This is a genomic window from Solwaraspora sp. WMMA2056 (genome assembly GCF_030345095.1).
Taxonomy (GTDB): domain Bacteria; phylum Actinomycetota; class Actinomycetes; order Mycobacteriales; family Micromonosporaceae; genus Micromonospora_E.
Genome location: NZ_CP128360.1, coordinates 3,061,685 through 3,079,824, shown reverse-complemented (window position 1 = coordinate 3,079,824; position 18,140 = coordinate 3,061,685). Strand labels below are relative to the sequence as shown.

The 18,140-nt window shown below is 72.7% G+C and carries 18 protein-coding genes; 2 read left to right on the top strand and 16 right to left on the bottom strand.

What is annotated here, in order from left to right; translation table 11 throughout:
• The first annotated feature begins 62 nt into the window (after window positions 1-62).
• Complete coding sequence (locus O7608_RS14115) at window positions 63-524, top strand: NUDIX hydrolase (RefSeq protein WP_289210404.1); 462 nt, start codon at window positions 63-65, stop codon at window positions 522-524.
• A 6-nt stretch (window positions 525-530) separates the two neighbouring features.
• On the opposite strand, the gene O7608_RS14110 is transcribed toward O7608_RS14115, so the two are convergent.
• Complete coding sequence (locus O7608_RS14110; protein WP_289210403.1) at window positions 531-1,475, bottom strand: endonuclease domain-containing protein; 945 nt, start codon at window positions 1,473-1,475, stop codon at window positions 531-533.
• Between the two features lie 179 nt (window positions 1,476-1,654).
• Window positions 1,655-2,440 (bottom strand): helix-turn-helix domain-containing protein, encoded by a 786-nt coding sequence (locus O7608_RS14105; RefSeq protein WP_289210402.1) that lies wholly within the window; start codon window positions 2,438-2,440, stop codon window positions 1,655-1,657.
• Window positions 2,441-2,601: 161 nt separating this feature from the next.
• Between O7608_RS14105 and O7608_RS14100 the strand changes: the two genes are divergently transcribed.
• Window positions 2,602-2,793, top strand: a complete 192-nt coding sequence (locus O7608_RS14100; RefSeq protein ID WP_289210401.1) for a hypothetical protein — start codon at window positions 2,602-2,604, stop codon at window positions 2,791-2,793.
• Between the two features lie 40 nt (window positions 2,794-2,833).
• Here O7608_RS14100 and O7608_RS14095 read toward each other — a convergent pair whose 3' ends face one another.
• The 14 genes from O7608_RS14095 to O7608_RS14030 form a co-directional block, all read right to left on the bottom strand.
• Window positions 2,834-3,259, bottom strand: coding sequence for a hypothetical protein (locus O7608_RS14095; RefSeq protein ID WP_289210400.1), 426 nt, complete (start codon window positions 3,257-3,259; stop codon window positions 2,834-2,836).
• Between the two features lie 129 nt (window positions 3,260-3,388).
• A complete protein-coding gene (locus O7608_RS14090) occupies window positions 3,389-4,240 on the bottom strand; it encodes a sulfotransferase family protein (protein ID WP_289210399.1) in 852 nt (283 codons plus the stop codon).
• Window positions 4,237-5,868, bottom strand: a complete 1,632-nt coding sequence (locus tag O7608_RS14085) for an oligosaccharide flippase family protein (RefSeq protein ID WP_289210398.1) — start codon at window positions 5,866-5,868, stop codon at window positions 4,237-4,239. Before O7608_RS14085 ends, O7608_RS14090 begins: the two co-directional genes overlap by 4 nt.
• Window positions 5,837-6,958, bottom strand: a complete 1,122-nt coding sequence (locus tag O7608_RS14080) for a Wzz/FepE/Etk N-terminal domain-containing protein (RefSeq protein WP_289210397.1) — start codon at window positions 6,956-6,958, stop codon at window positions 5,837-5,839. Before O7608_RS14080 ends, O7608_RS14085 begins: the two co-directional genes overlap by 32 nt.
• Window positions 6,959-6,972: 14 nt before the next feature.
• On the bottom strand, window positions 6,973-8,484 hold the full coding sequence (locus tag O7608_RS14075; RefSeq protein ID WP_289210396.1) for an O-antigen ligase family protein: 1,512 nt from the start codon (window positions 8,482-8,484) through the stop codon (window positions 6,973-6,975).
• Between the two features lie 108 nt (window positions 8,485-8,592).
• Entirely contained in the window at window positions 8,593-9,846 is a 1,254-nt protein-coding gene (locus tag O7608_RS14070; RefSeq protein WP_289210395.1) for a glycosyltransferase family 4 protein, read from the bottom strand.
• Window positions 9,847-9,869: 23 nt separating this feature from the next.
• Window positions 9,870-10,940, bottom strand: coding sequence for a polyprenyl synthetase family protein (locus tag O7608_RS14065; RefSeq protein WP_289210394.1), 1,071 nt, complete (start codon window positions 10,938-10,940; stop codon window positions 9,870-9,872).
• Window positions 10,937-12,352, bottom strand: coding sequence for an alkaline phosphatase family protein (locus O7608_RS14060; protein ID WP_289210393.1), 1,416 nt, complete (start codon window positions 12,350-12,352; stop codon window positions 10,937-10,939). The genes O7608_RS14065 and O7608_RS14060 overlap by 4 nt, the downstream gene beginning before the upstream one ends.
• The gene (gene eboE, locus O7608_RS14055) at window positions 12,349-13,515 is read right to left on the bottom strand and encodes a metabolite traffic protein EboE (protein WP_289210392.1); all 1,167 of its coding nucleotides are present in this window, start codon (window positions 13,513-13,515) and stop codon (window positions 12,349-12,351) included. The genes O7608_RS14060 and eboE overlap by 4 nt, the downstream gene beginning before the upstream one ends.
• Window positions 13,515-14,366 (bottom strand): TatD family hydrolase, encoded by an 852-nt coding sequence (locus tag O7608_RS14050; protein ID WP_289210391.1) that lies wholly within the window; start codon window positions 14,364-14,366, stop codon window positions 13,515-13,517. The genes eboE and O7608_RS14050 overlap by 1 nt, the downstream gene beginning before the upstream one ends.
• The gene (locus O7608_RS14045; RefSeq protein ID WP_289210390.1) at window positions 14,367-15,038 is read right to left on the bottom strand and encodes an EboA domain-containing protein; all 672 of its coding nucleotides are present in this window, start codon (window positions 15,036-15,038) and stop codon (window positions 14,367-14,369) included. It abuts the gene before it with no gap.
• Window positions 15,035-16,012 carry a sugar phosphate isomerase/epimerase family protein gene (locus O7608_RS14040; RefSeq protein WP_289210389.1) on the bottom strand — a complete coding sequence of 326 codons (978 nt, stop codon included), beginning with the start codon at window positions 16,010-16,012 and terminating at the stop codon, window positions 15,035-15,037. Before O7608_RS14040 ends, O7608_RS14045 begins: the two co-directional genes overlap by 4 nt.
• Window positions 16,009-16,947, bottom strand: coding sequence for an SCO3242 family prenyltransferase (locus O7608_RS14035; protein ID WP_289210388.1), 939 nt, complete (start codon window positions 16,945-16,947; stop codon window positions 16,009-16,011). The genes O7608_RS14040 and O7608_RS14035 overlap by 4 nt, the downstream gene beginning before the upstream one ends.
• Window positions 16,947-18,110, bottom strand: coding sequence for an inositol-3-phosphate synthase (locus O7608_RS14030; RefSeq protein ID WP_289210387.1), 1,164 nt, complete (start codon window positions 18,108-18,110; stop codon window positions 16,947-16,949). The genes O7608_RS14035 and O7608_RS14030 overlap by 1 nt, the downstream gene beginning before the upstream one ends.
• Window positions 18,111-18,140: the final 30 nt, after the last annotated feature.

The following is an 18,140-nucleotide window of genomic DNA, read 5'->3' as shown; positions in this document are numbered from 1 at the left end:
GACACAGCACGATCCCCGACCTCGCGGACCGGGTCCCGCAGGGTGAAAGTAATGTCGGTCAGGTGGAGAAGCATCCGTTCTCGGCCGCCGAGTTCGCCGACATCTACGGCAGAGTGCCGCGACTGACCGCCGAGGTGGTGTGCGTCGACTCTCGCGGTGTCGTGCTGACCAGGCGGGCTGTTCCGCCGGCCCAGGGGAAATGGCACCTACCCGGTGGGACGGTGTACTTCGGCGAACACCTCCACGACGCGGTCCGGCGGGTCGCCCGGCGCGAACTCGGGGTTGCCGTGACGGTTGGCCGAATGCTCGGATACATCGAGTACCCGTCACTGTTGCGGGAGGGGTACCGTGGCTGGCCTGTTGGCATCGCGTTCGAAGCGACGCCGAGCGGCGACCGGCTGACCGCCGACGAGCAGGCTGACGAGGTGGGCTGGTTTCGCAGCGTCCCGCCCGGCACGCTGGCGGAACAGGCAGAGTTCCTGGAACGGTTCTTCGCCGCCGAGGTGAGCGTCGGCCGGCACTGAGCCGCATCAGCGGCGGCGGTCGAGGATGGCCAAGATCTCCCGGCGGACCTGCTGCGGTTCGTGGATCAGGCGGCGGTGCGCGAACCGGACCACCTGGATGCCGGCGGCCGCGAGCAGCGCGTCGCGCCGCAGATCGATCTCACGCTGGGCTGGGCTGCCGTGCGACGCCGCCCCGTCGAGCTCGAAGTCGACCCGTTCCCGTTCGGCGTACACGTCCAGGTAGACGGTGCGGCCGCCGTCGACCCGGACCATCTGCTGGCGTCGGAACGCGGGCATGCCGGCGCCGACGAAGACGTGATCGTGTCCCCAGATCTCCAACTGGCTGCGGCAGCCGGCGGCCAGCTTCGCCAGTAGCGTCCACAACGCGGCCCGGTCGGTGAGCCGGGGCAGCTCGTCGAGGGCCGCTATGAGCCGGCCCGCGTTCGTCCACCTGTCGTTGACGGCTCGGATCAGCGGAGCCGGCCGGTCGGCGGCCGGCAGCAGCGGCCAGGACTCGACAAGACTCCGCTCCAGCCGTACCACCGGTTCTCCGCCCCGCACCACCACCTGCGGCGGACCGACGACGAACCCCCGCCGGTGGTGCACCGTCAGCCCGGCCCGGCTGCGCATGCCCGCGCCGTACGGCACCGTCAGGTGCAGTGCCTCGTCAGCGGGTTGCCGGCGCAGCCCCCAGAGCTCGAGTGCGGTGGTGTGGCTGAACGCGGCCCTACCGTCGGCGTAGGCCAGTACCGCACGTCGTCGCGACTGCGGTCCGAGATCGCTCAGTTGCGGAGCTCCGGAACGGTTGTGGTCGAGCAGGTCGGTGGCGACGTAGACGGTCGGCAGCACGTGGCGGAGCCGGCCGGCGGCGACCGCGTTCTCCAGTGCCCAGCGGGGCAGCACCTGGGACACCTGGTTGCGGGTCACCACTCCCCCGGTACGGCGCAGGAGTGCGTCGAGCACTGGGTCCATGACCGTCGACGATGCCCCGGCAGCAGTCTGTGGCACGACCGGATGCGTGTTGGTTGTGGACAAACGCTCGGCTGTGGAGCGGGCGGCGCCGGCCTCGGTGATGTGCTATCGGTCCGTCATGATCAGTTGTCGTATTTACGGGCTCGCAACGGCGTGTCGGCCGTAGATACGACAACTGATCATGAGGCAGCGGTCGGCTGCTCCGGCGCGGGGCGGCGGTCGTAGGCCGCCAGAGTCGCCTTGTTCGTACTGGCGTCCTGGAAGATCAGCTCCCACGGGCCGGTGTTGACGTCCATCTCCTTGCCGAATCCGATCCACTTGCCGCTCAGCCGACGCCCGGTCGGCTCGGCCAGGAGCTGAATCGCACCGTGGTAGCGGGCACCCCGGTAGTAGCCCTGTGGCGCGGTCTGCTCGACCCAGGTCCCGGTGACCACGTTGCCGTCGACGGTGAGGTCCATGGTGAGTGGCGCGTCGGAGGATCCGGGCAGACTGCGTACGGTGAGCCGGTCGCCGTGCTGCAGCAGCACCACGTAGTGCCGACCGGTGAACATGGCACCACGACCTGAGCTGTGGTACTCGTACCGGGACAGCCACACCCCGGAGTAGTTGCCGGTCGGCGCGGTACGCGGGGCCGGCCCGCCGCTCGGCACCGATGGGGTGACGGTCTCCGGAGTAGCCAGGTCACGGCTGCTCTGGCCGTCGTCAGCAGCGCGGGCGTGCGGTACGGCCACGGTGAAGCCGAGCGAGGCGATCGGCAGGCCGGTGACGGACTCCAAGGCACGCGCGTACGCCGGTCGGGGTGACGTGATGGCCCCAGCCTCCCAGCGTTGCACGAGGCGCTTGTTGGCATCGTTGGGCACTCCGGCGCGATCGCCGGCCTGGCGCAACGCCCGGGCGAAATCATCCTGGCTCATGAGCAGACCAATTCGCACGGCCCGCAGCGTCGCGTTCGGCGTGATCGTCATTGGACGATCCTAGCGCCCGTGACGCCGAAATGTCGCCCACTATGTCGCCGGAACGTCGTCCCGAACGCCGTCGCGCGAGGCGACACTTCGGCGACATCATCGAGTTGTCCTCATGGCGGCCAGCAGAGCATCACCGGCGCGGAGCAAACAGGAGACGCGTTATGGCGAGCGGTCAGGTGTTGGTGGTCGGCCCACGGGAGCTACCCGCGAGCGGGACGGTCGAGGTGTGGGCCGACGCCGGCAGCGGCGGGGTCGGGCAGCGGTTCGCCGTACCGGTCACCGACCTCAAGATAGCCGAGGTGGACAGTGGAACCGGCAGGTACGCGGTCTACGCGCTCCGCTCCCGCCGCTGAGGCGACGTCACTCGATCGGCCGCACAGGTGAACGAGGTTGCTACGGGCAGGACACCGCCTTCGTCGTGATGTCCGAGTAGACGGTGGACTTCCGGTAGACGTCCCACCTGACGCACACGGTCACCTCGCCGTCCTCGGAGAACCAGCCGCCGCCGGACGACACGTACTCGGCGAAGGTCGCCTCCACCCGACCGTGGTCGCCGGACACGTCGACCAGATAGACCCGGCCGGTGAGCCCGAGTTGCGGCCGTTCGCGGCCCTCGACGACGGCGACGATCCGGTCGACGTGTCCGGCCGGTGGATCGTCCGCCGGCAGCAGGCTCACCTCCCGGCTGAGCCGCTGCGCCCGATCGGTGAACACCCGCTCCCCCGTCTGCTGCAGCGGATCCTTGCGGAGCTCCAGCACGGTGCCCGTCACACACAGGGCGCAGGAGACCGCCACCACCCCGCAGAACACGAGCAGCAAAGAGGCAACGGCACCCGGCGGCCTACGGGGTCGCGTCGGCACTGACAACCTCCACTCTGGCCGGAGACACCCAGTGTCTCAGCCAGCGGCAAGCCCGGCCGGCATCGGTGAACCGCGACCACGCGCCGGTCAGCTCCGGGGCGACCAGGTGTGCGGCCAGCCGAGCAGGTCGGCGAGGTCGGCGTTGTACGGGGCGAAGTAGTCGCCGAGCTGGGTGCGTAGCGAGTCGGTCAACTCCCCCGGCCCCCGGTCGGTCCGCCGGGTGTGCTGGGCGAACCCCGCCGGGGTGAACGGATCCAGGTCGAGGAAGCGCAGCACCCGGTCGTAGGCGCCGGCCGGGTCGGCGTACATGTCCTCGCTGCGCAGCACCAGCAGCCGGTCCGCCGGCAGTACGGCGTACCAGCGTTGCAACTGCTCGGCGTAACGGCCCCGGGCCAGGTACGAGTGGTTGCGCAGCGCGGTGTGCGCGGCCGGACTGCCCGGCCCGTCGCGCAGCGCGTCGGCCAGCCGCCGCTCCTCGGCGGCGACCGCGTCGGCGAACGACAGTGGTTCGGCGCCGTACGAGCGGGTGTGCAGGTAGTGCGAGTAGGCCCGCTCGACCGGGTCGCGTAGCAGGGCGATGCAGCGGGCCTGCGGCAGGTCGGTGGCGACCCGGGCCGGCACGCTCGGGTGAAACAGGTAGTACGGGCTGGCCTCGAAGCTGCGGACCCCGGCCGGGCGGGCCGGGAAGTGCGCCTGATACCAGCGTTCCCCGCGTCCGTGGTGGATGCTGAAGTACTGCAGTTCCTTGCCGGTGGCCGGGCGCACCTGCGGATGGGCGGCGAGATAGTGGTGCAACGAGGTGGTGCCGCAACGTTGTCCACCGATGATCAGGAAGTCCGGCAGGGCACCCAGCTGGCCGGGCACCATCGTGCGCGCCCAGGCCCGCGCCCCGCGTACCGTACGGCGCAGCCGGTCGGTGGTCCCCCGGTTGCCGGTCATCGTGCCGCCTCCTCCAGGTTCGCCACCGGTGCACCGGGCCGGTCCTGGCCGTCCGCGCCGCCGGGACGGCCGGCCCCGCCGCGCCGGCCGCCCCGGCGCAGGGTACGCAGCACCATGACGTCCTCCCGGCTCAGCCCGAGCGCCAGCACCACGCCCACGTAGACGGTCACCACCACCGGCAGCCCGACCAGCAGCTGCTCCGGCCAGCCGGGCAGCAGCAGCCGGACGACCAGGCCGGCGGCGAACGCGGCCAGCCCGGCGGCGAACCCCTTGAGCATGCCGACGGTGACCGGCACCGCGTGGATCAGGGCCCGGACCTGCAGCACCCGGGCGATGTTGACCACCGCGAGGGAGATCGCCCAGGAGATCGCCGCGCCGATGATCCCGTACGCCGGAATCAGCCAGAGGTTGAGCAGAATGTTCAGCAGCAGGGCGGCGATGTTGTCGTACATGTTGATCGCCACCCGGCCGGACATGTTCAGCACCGTGCCGCACGGTCCGGTGGCCGCGTTGACCAGCTGCCCGACGGCGAGGATCAGGGTGACCGCCGCCCCGGCGGCGAACCCGCCGCCGAAGACCGTCAGCAGGCTCTCCGGGAAGACCAGCAGCGCCACGAACGCCGGCAGCGACAGCCGGACCACCCAGCCGGTCGCGGCACCGTAGATCCGCCGTACCTCGTCGGCCCGCCCCTGGTGGTGCAGGTACGCGAGGTACGGCCCGAACGCGGCGTTGATCGGCGCGAGGACGAAGATCGCGACGGTGACCAGCCGGGTGGCGACGTTGTAGACGCCGATCTCGTCGTTGGCGAAGAAGCCCAGCATCAGGGTGTCGACCCAGATCAGCCCGGTCGACGACAGCGACGACAGCCAGCTGACCGTGGAGAAGCTGAACAGTTGCCGGGGCCGGTAGACGACCGGGCCCGGTGCGACCTTGCGCATCAGCCGGGCCAGGGCGCCGAGGGCCAGCAGGGCGGCCGACCAGCCGGCGATGACCAACGCCCAGTAGCTGCCGGTGACGCCGGCCCCGAGGATCAGGGCCAGGGCGGTCAGTAGGAGCCGGGTACCCGGTTCGTAGATCTGCCCGATCAGGGTGAACGGGCGCTGGGTACGCCAGCCCCGGGTGGCGGCGAGCGCCGCTTCGCAGACGGTCAGCGCCGGCAGGGTCAACGCGACCAGGCGCAGCCCGGTGACCAGTCCGGGGTCGTTGAGCGCGGCGGCCAACGCCGGTGCGGCCAGGGCCAGGGCGACCGCGATCGCGGTCGCCGAGCCGGCGGAGATGGCCAGGCCGAGCCGGATGGTGCCACGGATCGCCGCCGGGTCGTCGTCGGCGAGGTGTACGGCGACGAACCGGGTCAGCCCGGCCCGGAACCCGGACAGCGACAGCAGGCTGAGCAGGGCCAGCACCGCGTAGCACTGGGCGTACTGGCCGACCTCGCTGATCCCGAGGAACCGGGCCAGCAGCAGCATGACCAGGAAGACCGCGCCCTGGTTGAGGACGGCTCCGACCAGGTTCAGTCCGCCGCCGCGGGCCATTCCCCGGATGTGCTGGTCGCCGGACTCGGCGCCAGCGGTCGACGGCGTGACCCCGGCGGGCACGTCACCGCCCCGGCTGCGGTTCGAGCGCGCCACCTGACCCGTACACCCGGCCGCCGCCGCGCGAGAGCTGCCCGGCCGGCGTGGCCCGGCCCACCCGGGCCACCGGGATCTCCCGGGTCTCGTCACCGCCGGTGGGGCGCGGCCCCGGCGGCGGCACCGGGGTGTCGGTGCCCGACGTCGGCGGGTCACCGGCCCGGTTGCGGGCCAGCAGTTCCAGCATCGCGACCAGGACCACGGCGAGCAGCAGTCCGGCGCCGGCGACCGGCACGGTGGCGTTGATCAGGCTGGTGGTCCGGGAGACCGCACGGACCGCGCCGACGCTGGCGACCTCCGCCGGGTCGGCGGCCTGTACCTGCGCCCGCGCCGCCTGCAGGCCCTGCCGGGCCGAGGAGAGCGCGCTGGTGGCGGCGTCGCGTTGGGCGATCAGCGCCTGGTAGTCGGGCAGTTTCGGGCCGATCGTGTCGAGCTGCTTCTGGCCGGCCTCGATGGCGTCGGTGGCGGCGTCGGCGCCCCGGCCGTTGCCGACCGCCTGCATCTGCAGCCGCTGCTGCCGCAGGCTGGCCATCTCGTTGAGGGTCGCCTGGTAGATCTTGTCCGGCTGGGTGACCTTGTTCTCCTTCTCCCAGGCGGTGATCGCGGCGGTCGCCTCGGCCACGTCGGTGCTGGCGGCGGTGACCTGCTCGGTGGCGATCGCGACCTGCGAGGAGAAGAGGAAGGCCAGCGCGCGTTCGGTGGTCGCGGCGAGCACCGGGGCGACCGACGCGCGGTCCGGCGAGGTGTACGCGATCTCCATCTGGCTGCTCGCCCCGACCTGGCTGACCGCCAGCCCGGAGCGCAACCGGTTGGCGGCCACCCCGGTGTCGGCGGCGACCTCGTCGACCACCCGGGGCGAGGTGGCGGCGGCGCTGAACGCGGCCGCGAACTGGTTGGCGGCCTGGTTGCCGGTGTACTGCTGCGCGGCGGCCCCGCCCACCAGGGCCGGGGCGGCCACGTAGGCGGTGGCGGTGTACTGCTGCGGGGCGATCAGCACCAGCGTCGCGGCCGCTCCGGCGGCCAGGACCGGCACACCGACCAGCAGCCACAGCCGCCGGCGCGCGATGCGCAGGTAGTCGACGATCTCCACGCTATGGGCTCCTACTACTCGTACCGGACTGGTGGTGCCGGGGCGGCCACCGACGCAGTGGCGGCCCGGCCGTGGGCGATGGCGCTGGCGGCAGCGGCGAAGGCGACGAAGTACCAGAGTGTCACCACGTTGGAGATGACGTTCGAGCCGAGGCTGACCGCGATGAACGATACGGCGCAGCCGGCGAATCCGACGGCGACGCCCCGTTCCAGACTGCCCGGTGGGGCGCGGCGCAGCGCGGTCCGGGCGGTGTGCAGCAGCAACAGCAGCATCGCCAGGTAGGCGAGCAGGCCGGCGAGCCCGGTTTCCACGTACGCCCGGAGCAGGTCGTTGTGTGGCTTCTTGGCCTGCGGTGTCTCGTGCTGGGTCATGTTGGGCCCGATGCCGGTGACCGGGTTGCGGTTGGCGAGCGGGATGATCTCCGCCCAGTAGCCCACCCGCCACTGCAGGGTGTTGCCGGTCGGGCCGCCGCCGGTCGGCCGGTCCTGGGCGAGTTGGGCGAACCGGTCACCCACCGACGGCAGCAGGCTGACCCCGGCGACCGCGACGATCAGCAAGGTCGCCAGCATCCGGCCGCTGCGGTGCAGCAGCGCGACGACGATCAGGCCGAGTGCCGCGCCGAGGATCGCCGACCGGGTGTTGGTGAGCATCAGGAAGATCAGGGAGAGCCCGAGCAGTACGGCGAGCGCCACCTGGGCCCGCCGGGCCAGGAACCGGTAGATCGCGAACCCGAAGATCACCAGGAACATCAGGTACCGGCCGAAGGTGGTGGACTGGCTGAACGGGCCACTGACCCGGATGAACTCACCTTTGACCTCGGACGGCACCTGCCCGAAGGCGCTGGTCAGCACGGTGTAGAGCAGAGCCAGGGCCAGCGAGGCGTAGCAGGCGATCAGGATCCGCCGGATCGCCGCCCGGTCGGGCATCAACTGCTCGAGAACGACGAACATGACGACGACGGTCATGATCCGCAGCGCTTCCAGCAGGCTCGGCGTCGGCCGGTCCGCACCGAACGCGCTGACCAGGGCGGTCGCCCCGACGAGCAGCATCGCCCAGCCCAGCGGGGAGCCGCGCAGCCGGCCCCGGCGGCGCAACTGCGCGGCGAGCCAGAGCCCGGCGGCGAGCAGGAACAGCACCGCCACCATCGTCGACGGGTCGGTCAGCCGGGACGCCTGCTCGGTGTCTGCCCGCCCGGCCGTGGGTCCGCTGAGTTTGACCACGTCCAGCAGGGGCCGCACGGCGAGCATCAGGATCACGTACCCGGAGAACCGGGTCATCGCCAGGACCCCGACGGCGAGGCCGGCGGTCAGCGCCAGCGGCAGGACCACGCCGCGCCGGTCCCCGGCGGCGAGCGCCAGGCCGGCGGCGACCGCGACGGCGGCGGCGGCCACCGCGGCGAGCAGGCTGAGCACCCGCCCGGCCGTCCGCGCGGGTCGGGCATGACCGGGTACGGCGGAGCCGCCGGACGCCATGGCGTCGTCCGGCACCCGACCCGCTGGCCGGGGCTCGTGTCGTGTTGTGGTCACCGCACGCCGATCCGCTGTTCCGTCGCCTGGAAACGGCCCGTCAGGGTCGCCTGAAATCTAGTCGGGTCCCCGATGAGGGAGTATGGGCCGACACGCCGGGAGTGCGCATCAGCCGTCTGGTTCCGACCGGACCTTACGGCGGGGCCGGATCAGCGGTGTCCGACGCGGTTGCAGCAGTTCGTGGTAGAGCGTCTCGAGTTCGGTGGCGGCGGCGTCCCAGGTGTACTCGCTGGTGACCCGGTCGCGTAGGGCCTGGGCTCCGACCCGCTCGCCGGCCGGGTCGGTGACCAGTTGGCGCAGTGCCCGGACCAGGTCGTCGGTGTCGCCGTCGCGGAAGATCCGGTGGCCGGGTCCGTCGGTGGTGAGCACCTCGACGTGCGGGGTGATGTCGCTGGCGATCACCGGCAGACCGTACGAGGCGGCTTCCAGCAGGGTCAGCGGCAGCCCTTCCAGCCGGGACGGCTGGACGAACCCGGCGGCGTGCGAGTAGAGCTCGGCGAGCAGGTCGCCGTAGGCGAAGCCGGTGAACACGATCCGCGGGTCGTCGACCGCTTCGGCGCGGACCCGGGCGACGAAGTCGTCGCTGAACGACGACCCGCCGACGATGGCCAACCGGATGTCGGTGTCGACCTGACGGAACGCGCGGACCAGCAGGTCCGCCGACTTTTCCGGAACGAGCCGGCCGACCATCAGCAGGTAGCGCCCGGGGGTGAGGCCGAACCGGGAACCGATGTGCCGGGCCGGGACCTGCCGGGGGGTGCTGACCCCGTTGGGGATGTAGTTGGCCAGGCTGCCGAACCGGGTCTGGTAGTGGCTGGCCAGCCCCCGGGAGACGGCGACCCGGGCGTCGGGTACGTAGCCGGAGAGCCAGTGGGCGGTGCCGAGGACGGTCTGAGCGAGCCGGCTCCACTTGGCCCGCTGCTGGTCGAGGCCGTGCACGGTGAGGACGACCTTGCTGCGGGCGAGGTAGCGCGGCAGTGGCGCGACCAGGCCGGGGCCGAGTCCGTGGTAGTGCACGATGTCGGGCCGTTCGCGCATGGCGGCGAGGGTGGAGGTGGTGGAGTGCACGATGGCGTCGAGGTGTTTGCTGGCAACCGTCCGTACCTGACGCAGCCGTACGCCCCGGTATCGGTCCATCGGCACGGAGCCGTAGCTGGGCCGGCAGTAGACCGTGACGTCGTGGCCCCGGCCGGCCAGCCGGCTGGCGAGCTCCTCGACGTGCCGCTCGATCCCGCCGTAGGTCGCGGGCATCCCCTTCTGGCCGATCATGGCGATGCGCAGGGGCCGGTACCCCGTGCCGGTCTCGGCACCTTCCTGGTCGACCGGGCGGGAATTCCCAGTAACCTGATGGGGGATGGCCACGATGCCTCCTTGGGATCTGCTGGTCAGCGCTGCCGCTCAGCCACCGACTCAGCCAGGGCGGTCAATTCCGTACGCGTCTCGGGGGTCAACGACGCATCGACGAGAATGGTCACCGCTTCCTGGGTACGAATCCGGATCATCTGCTCGATCGCCTCAAGCGCCCCGGTGTCGACGATGATCGTGCGCAGCTCGTCGGCCCCGGCGGCGTCCAGCTCCGGGTTGCCGAACAGTTCTCGCAGCCGCACGGTCTGACCACGGTCCGCCATGTTGCGGGCCAGCGCCATCATCACCGTCGACTTGCCCTCTCGCAGATCGTCGAGCACCGACTTGCCGGTGACCGTGGGATCGCCGAACACCCCGAGTACGTCGTCGCGGAGCTGAAAGGCATCGCCCAGTGGATCACCGAAGGCAGCGTACGCGGCCAGCAGTTCAGGTCCAGCCCCAGCTAGGGCAGCACCGATCTGCAATGGTCGGGTAACCGTGTATCTGGCGGCTTTCATCCGGATTACCGTCAGCGCACTGGCCACCGAACCGTCGCCGACACCGGAGACCAGGTCCAGGTACTGACCGGCGATCACCTCGGTGCGCATCCCGGCGAAGACCGCGTAGCCGCGCCGGATCTGCTCCGCGTCGAGGCCACACTCGTGGAACATCTGGTCCGCCCACGCGGCGCAGAGGTCACCGCAGAGCAGCGCGGCACTGTGCCCGTACCGGCCGGAATCGCCCCGCCAGGCCGACCGGGTGTGCAGGTCGGCGAAGACCCGGTGCACCGATGGCTCACCCCGACGGCAGTCGCTGCCGTCCATGATGTCGTCGTGGATCAGCGCGAACGCGTGGAAGATCTCCAGCGCGGCGGCGGCCGCGACGATCTCCCGGCAGTCGGCGCCGCCGGCACCGCGCCACCCCCAGTAGCAGAACGTGGGCCGCAGCCGCTTACCGCCGACCAGAACGAACCGGCGCAATGTGTCGTACACCCCGCGCGGTGCCCCGTCCGGCCAGTGCGGGTCCTGCCGGTCCAGGAACGCCGTCAACTCCGCGTCGCACCGGGCCCGCAGCGGCGACACGCTGCCGGGGCGGGCCGGGGCGACGGTCACCGGGCCGCCTCCGTCGCCGGGGCACGCACCGCGTCGCCGAGGCCGGCCAACTCCAGCAGCAACGACTTGACCTCGGTGGCGGCGACGCGGTCACGGGCCACCGCCGGGTCCGAGCAGAGCAGCACCGGACCGTCGGCGGGATCGGCCGGCAGCCGGCCGTGCGAGCCACGGACCGCCCGCGCGCCGGCGTCCAGTCCGACCACGTTCATCGTGTACCGCAGGCCGACCTTCTTGCGGGCCAGGGCGATCGCCGCCCGCGCCTTCGCCGCGCCCGGATTGGCCGGGTCGAACAGCAGCTCCGCCGGGTCGTAGCCGGGTTTGCGGTGGATCTCCACCAACCGGGCGAAGTCCGGGGCCGCCGCGTCGTCACGCCAGTAGTAGTAGGTGAACCAGGCCTGCGGCTCGGCGACCAGCACCAGTTCGCCGGAGCGCGGATGGTCCAGCCCGGCCGCCGCCTTGCCGTCGGCGTCGAGGACCTGCGCCACCCCGGGCAGCCCGGCGCAGAGCGCGGCCACCGCCGGCACGTCGGCCGGATCCCGTACGTACACGTGGGCGATCTGATGGTCGGCGACGGCGAACGCCCGCGACGTCCACGGGTCGAGGTACTCCATTCCGGCCTGGGTGTAGACCCGCAGCAGACCTTCGGCACGCAGCAACCGGTTGACGTGCACCGGCTGCGACACGTCGGTGATGCCGTACTCGGACAACGCCACCACGGTCGTGCCGCGCGCCGCCGCCGCGTCCAGCAGCGGGGCGAGCACCGCGTCGAGTTCGGCCGCCGCCCGCTGCGCGTGCGGACCGTCGCCGCCGTACCGTTGCAGGTCGTAGTCAAGATGCGGCAGGTACGCCAGGGTCAGGTCCGGCGAATGGTCGGCCATGATCTGCCGGGTCGCCTTCGCGATCCACTCCGACGACACCAGGCCGGCACCCGCACCCCAGTAGGAGAAGAGCGGGAACGTGCCGAGCCGGCCGGTCAACTCGTCGTGCAGCTCCGGCGGGTCGGTGTAGCAGTCCGGGTCCTTGCGCCCGTCGGCGTGGTAGATCGGCCGGGGCGTGACCGTCCAGTTGACGTCCGCACCCATGGCGTACCACCAGCAGATGTTCGCCACCGTGTATTCGGGGCGGACCCGGCGGGCGGCGTGCCACAGCTTCTCCCCGCCGACCAGGGCGTTGTGCTGGCGCCACAGGAACACCTCACCGAGGTCGCGGAAGTACCAGCCGTTGCCGACGATGCCGTGCCCGGCCGGCGTCTCACCGGTGAGGAACGTCGACTGCACCGAGCAGGTGACCGCCGGCAGGACGGTGCCGAGTTCGGCCTGGAAACCGGTGTCGGCCAGCGCCGCGAGCCGGGGCATGTGGCGCAGCAGCCGGGGGGTCAGCCCGACCACGTCGAGCACGAGCAGCGGGTTCATGTGGCCTCCGATCCGGCGGCGGTACGGGTGCGGGCGTCCAGGCCGAGCGCGACCAGTTCGTCGCGGGCCTGCGCGAGCTCGGCGGCGATCCCGGCGGCGAGCTGCGCCGGCCCGCTGGGGCGTTGCCCTTGCGGCAGCACCCCCCAGGTGTAGGTCTCCACGTCGAAGTGGTCGCAGTCGGTGCCGTCGACGACCGCGGCGAGACCGGCTCGCAGCTGCGGCATCGTTGCGGCCAGTGGCGCGACCGGCGCGGCGTGCAGCGGCACGTGGTAGTGCACCCGCCACGGGCCGGGCAGCGCGGCGTCGAGTGCGGCATCGAGATCGTCGGTCGCCCCGGCAACACCCGACCGGGTCTGGTGCAGGAACCGTGGTTCGACGTACCCGGCGATCGCGGACCGGTCGCGGACCGGGTCGGTGACCTCCAGCGCGGCCGACACCTGGACCTTGACCACCGGCAGCCCGGCGGCCCGCAGCCGGCCGACCGCAGCGACCGGCTCCTCCCATGCGCAGGCCAGGTGAGCCAGGTCGACGCAGACGCCGAGCCGGTCGGTGTCGACGCCGGCCAGCAGCTGCGCGGCCTGGGCGGTGGTCTCCACGGCGCAGCCCGGTTCGGGTTCGAAGCCGACCCGGACGGCCCTGCCGGTCTCCCGTTCGACGTCGGCCAGTCCGGCGGCCAACCGGTCCAGCATCCGGGCGCAGGCGTCGGCCCGGTCGCGGTCCCACGGCTCGCGCCAGGCCAACGGCAGGGTGGAGATGGAGCCGCGCTCGGCGTCGTCGGGCATCAGGTCGGCGAGGATCCGGGCCAGCGCCAACGTGTAGTCGAGCCGACGCGGGTCGGCCCAGTCCGGGTGGTAGACGGCGTGTTTGACCACCGGCGCCTGGAACGCCTCGTACGGGAATCCGTTGAGGGTGACCACTTCCAGGCCCCGGTCGGTGAGCGCGGCCCGCAGCCGGCGGCGGGCCGCCGGGTCGGCGTTCAGCGCGGCGGCGGCCGGCGCGGCCAGCCACAGTCCGAGGCAGAGCGGGTCGGCGGCCAGCTGCGCGCGGACCGGCACCGCGTACGTGTCGAGCTGGTCGAGCACCCCGGCGAGGTCCTCGGCCGGGTGCACGTTGGTGCAGTAGCTGAGGTGGACCGTACGGCGGTGCCGGTCGGAGAGCCGCATCAGCCACCACCGCGCATGATCGAACTGCCTTCGAAGGTCGGCGCGGGGGCGACGACGTCGCCCAGGTCCAGCCGACCGGACTGGCCGTAGAACTCCACCGGGTTGCGCCACAGCACCCGGTCGACGTCGTCGTCGCTGAAGCCGGCGGCCAGCATCGCCTCGCCGGTCCTGCGGGTCAGCAGCGGGTCGGAGCGGCCCCAGTCGGCGGCCGAGTTGACCAGGATCCGCTCCGGGCCGTACTGCTTGAGGATCTCGACCATTCGCGGCGGGGACATCTTGGTCTCCGGGTAGATCGAGAAACCCATCCAGCAGCCCGACTCCTTGACCAGCCCGACCGTCACCTCGTTGAGGTGGTCGACGACGACCCGGCCGGGTGCGATGCCGGACTCGGCGACCACCGCGAGGGTCCGTTCGGTGCCCCGGGCCTTGTCCCGGTGCGGGGTGTGCACCATGGCCGGCAGCTCGTGCGCGCGGGCCAACGCCAACTGGGCGGCGAACGCCTCGTCCTCGGCCGGGGTCATCGAGTCGTAGCCGATCTCACCGACCGCGACCACCCCGTCCTTGACCAGGTAGCGGGGCAGCACGTCGAGCACACCCGTGCAGCGGGGGTCGTTGGCCTCCTTCGGGTTCAACGCCAGCGTGGCGAAGTGCCGGATGCCGAACTGGCTGGCCCGGTACGGTTCCCACCCCAGCAGGGAGTCGAAGTAGTCGACGAAGGAGCCGACGTTGGTGCGCGGCTGGCCGAGCCAGAACGCCGGTTCGACCAGGGCACGGACCCCGGCGTCGGCCATTGCCTGGTAGTCGTCGGTGGTCCGCGAGGTCATGTGGATGTGCGGGTCGAAGATGCGCATTCACCCCTCCTGTCGGGTGGTCGTGTCCGCTGCGGCGGATTCCAGTCGCCGCAGCAGGGCGAGCGCGTCGTCGGGCAGGGCCCGGCCGGCGGCGACCCGTTCGTCGTGCAGTCCGGTCAGCATGATCAGCAGCTCGGCGTCGGCGCGGGCGTCGAGGTCGTGCACGGCGGCCAGCGGCACCCCGGTGAAGACGCACTTCAGCACCGCCTGCCGCCACGCCGGCTGGTCCAGGTGGCGGGCGTAGTCGCCGAGCGCGGCGGCCAGCAGGCGGGTGTCGTTGGTACGGATCGCGTCGTGCAGCAGCGGCACCGCCCGGTCACCGATCGGCAGCAACGGCAGTGCGGTGAGCACCGCCCGGCGTTCGGCGGCATCGCCGTACTGGTAGCAGTCGGTCACCGCGACGGCCAGCGTCTGCGCGTCGGTGACGGTGGCCAGATCGGCCAGCAGCACCGCCCGGGCGGCGACGTCGGCGCTCCAGCCGGGCGCGCCGGCCAGGTCGGCACGGCCGCAGCGGCGGCCGACCGCGGCGAACAGCGTCGGCAGGGCGGCCGGGTCGGCCACGATCCGGGTCCGCGCCTGCGCGAGCCAGTCCGGATCGGGTACGTCGTGCAGCGCGGCGACGAGTCGCGCCACGACGGTGGTGGGGTCGGCGGTCGCGGTGGGCTGGTTCACGACTTGCCTCCTTCGTCACGGGTGCCGGCGATGGTGCCGGCCTCTGCGGCGGTGCCGGCTGCCGCGCGGGTGCCGGTGCCGGCGAGGGCCCGGCGCTGGGCGGCACGGAGAAACTCGATGGAGTGGGCGGCGACCGCCGGGGCGGCGTGCGAGTGCCGGGGCAGTTCGACGGCGACCAGGCCCCGGTAGCCGGCCGCGCCGAGGGCGGCCAGCACCGGCGGAAAGTCGATCTCGCCGGTGCCGAACTCGAGATGCTCGTGTACGCCCCGGCGCATGTCGTCGATCTGAACGTTGACCAGGTGCGCGGCCACCTCGGTGACGCACTGCGGCACCGGCAGCGGCTCCAGGCAACGGCAGTGCCCGATGTCGAGGGTGATGCCGAACCGCGCCGGATCACCGAGTGCCGTACGCAGCCGCCGCCAGTCGGCGATGTCGGCCACCAGCATGCCGGGTTCGGGTTCGAAGCCGAGGGTGACGCCGGCGGTGTCGGCGGCGTCGACCACGGAGGCGCAGCCAGCGACCAGCCGTTGCCAGGCGGTGGCGTCGTCGACCTCGGCCGGGCGTACCCCGGACCAGAAGGAGACCGCTTCCGCGCCGAGGTCGGCGCCGATCGCCACGGCCCGGCGCAGGAAGTCGATCCGGTGCGCGGCCGCGTCGTGCAGCAGGGTCGGGGCGTGCTTGTGCCACGGGTCGAGCAGGTACCGCGCGCCGGTCTCGACGACCACCGCGAGGCCCAGGTCACGCAGCCGGTCGGCGACCCGGGTCACCGTGGCGGGCAGATCGGGGGCGTACGGGTCGAGGTGGTCGTGGTCGAGGGTGAGGGCGACGCCCTGGTAGCCGAGGTCGGCGAGCAGGGCCAGCGCGTCGGTCAACCGGTGGTTGGCGAAACCGTTGGTACCGTAGCCGAACCGCAGCCCGGCCAACGTGTCGACGCTCGGGTCGACGCTGAGGGCGGCGCTCGGGTCGGCGCTCATGTCGGCGACACCAGGCGGGCCAGCCGCCGGCCCAGCGGTGCGGCGGCGGCCACGGCGAGCCCGACCAGGGTCGCCGCGCCGGTGGCCGTCGCCGCCGACCGGGCGGTGAGCGCGCCCTGCAGGGCGGGCAGCCCGACGATGCCGGCGCCGACGGCGGCCTGCACCTGGTGCGGTGCGGGATCGCGGGCCACCGCCGCCTGCGCGGCACCGTAACGGGCCGCGTACCAGCCGGCGAGGCCGGCGGTGACCGCCGCGCGCCACCAGCGCCCGGCCCCGGCCGATGTGGATCCTGCCGCTGCGGACCCGGGCGCTGCGGGTCGCCGGACCGCCGGTGCGACGGCGGCCACGGCGATCGCGGCGGTGCCGGCGATCGTCGCCGCCGGCAGCCGGGGGTCGGCCCCACTGACTTCACTGCGGGACAGCTCGGTGACGGTGTAGGTGTGCGCGGCGACCGCCAGCGCGGCGGGCAGCGCCGGCCGCAGCCGGCCGGACCCGGCGGCCCCCAGCAGCACGTCCAGGCCCCGGCAGGTCGCCATCACCGCCGGCCCGGCGGCGGTGTTCTTGGCCCACAGGTCGTACGCCCAGACGGCGGCGGTCAACGGCACCCCGACGGCGAGAGCCCGACGGCCACCGACGGCGGCGGTCACCGCGAGGCTGGCGGTGGTGAGCCCGGCCGCGACGGCGAGCGCGGTGCCCGGCGCGACCCGGCCGGACGGGATCGGCCGGGTCGGCCGTTCGACCGCGTCGAGCTCCCGGTCGGCCCAGTCGTTGGCGGCCATGCCGGCCCAGTAGAGGCAGACCGACGCGCCGGCCAGGCCGGCGGTACGCGGTCCGAGCCCACCGGCGGCGGCCGCGCCGGCCACCACGTCACCCGGTACGGACAACGCCGCCGGCGCCCGGACCAGCTCGGCGAGGTCGCGCCACCGTACCGACATCAGCGTGCCCCGCCGGCGTCGGCCGCCCGGTCCTGCAGGTCGGCGACGAACTCGACGAGCACCCGCCACTGATCGCCCAGGGCGTGCGGGCCGTCGCCGATCGGATCCTTGAAGAAGAAGCCCAGCTCGGGCAGGGGTCCGCTGCGTCCGGCGTGCTGCGCCGCGGCGGTCAGCCGGGCCAGGTCCAGCACCAACGGGGCGGCCAGCGCCGAGTCACAGCCGTGCCAGGTGAACTCCATCCGCATGGCGGTGCCGAGGAAGCCGGAGAAGGTGATCAGGTCCCAGGCGGTCTTGAAGTCACCGATGTCGTCGACGTACTCGATGCGGGTGTGGCCCTGCGGCTGGTAGCCGAGGATCTCGGCGAGCACCCGCTGCTTGCTGGCCGATTTGGCGGCGTTGGCCGCCGGCTCGGCCAGGTTGGCGCCGTCGCCGCCGCCGAGCAGGTTGCTGCCGGACCAGCTGCGTACCTGCAGGTTGCGTAGCGCGAACATCGGCGCGAGCACCGCCTTGACCAGTGTCTCGCCGGTCTTGCCGTCGTGCCCGGCGTACGGCGCCGAGCGTTGCCGGGCCAGTTCGGCGAGGGCGGGCAGCCGGGCGCCGGTCGACGGGGTGAAGTCGACGTAGCCGCAGCCGGCCTGCAGTGCCGCGTACGCGGCGAGCGCGCTCGGTGGCAGCACCGGCTCCGGCCCGGCCAGCGCCTCGACCAGCGCGTCGAGGCGCTGATGTGCCGGGTGCGGTGGCGGCGCCGGCTCGGTGGTGGAGACGTTGACGACGACGACCTGGTCGAGTTGGTGCCGGTCCCGGAAGCCGGTCAGGTCGGCGGTGATGGCCGCCGCCGTCTCGGCCTGGGTGGCCAGGGCCGGCAGCGGTCGGATCTGCGGTTCGATCCCGGCCAGCTCGGTGTGCAGCGCGGTGACCAGCCGGACCGGTACGACTCCGGCGCTGGCCAGCGCGTCGGCCTTCTTGACCAGTGGCGTCGCGGCGATGTCGTGGCCGCCGAAGACCAGGTCGGCGAAGCCCGGCAGGGCCGGGCCGCGCAGCGGCGGCAGCTCCGTGACACATCCGGTGGCGTCCGCCAGCCCGGCGCGCAGTGCCAACGCGCCGACGATGCTGGTGACCGCGACCGAGCCGCGGGCTCCGATCAGCCAGACTCCGGTTCGCATTCCTGCCTCCAAACCCCCGCCGCCGGCGGT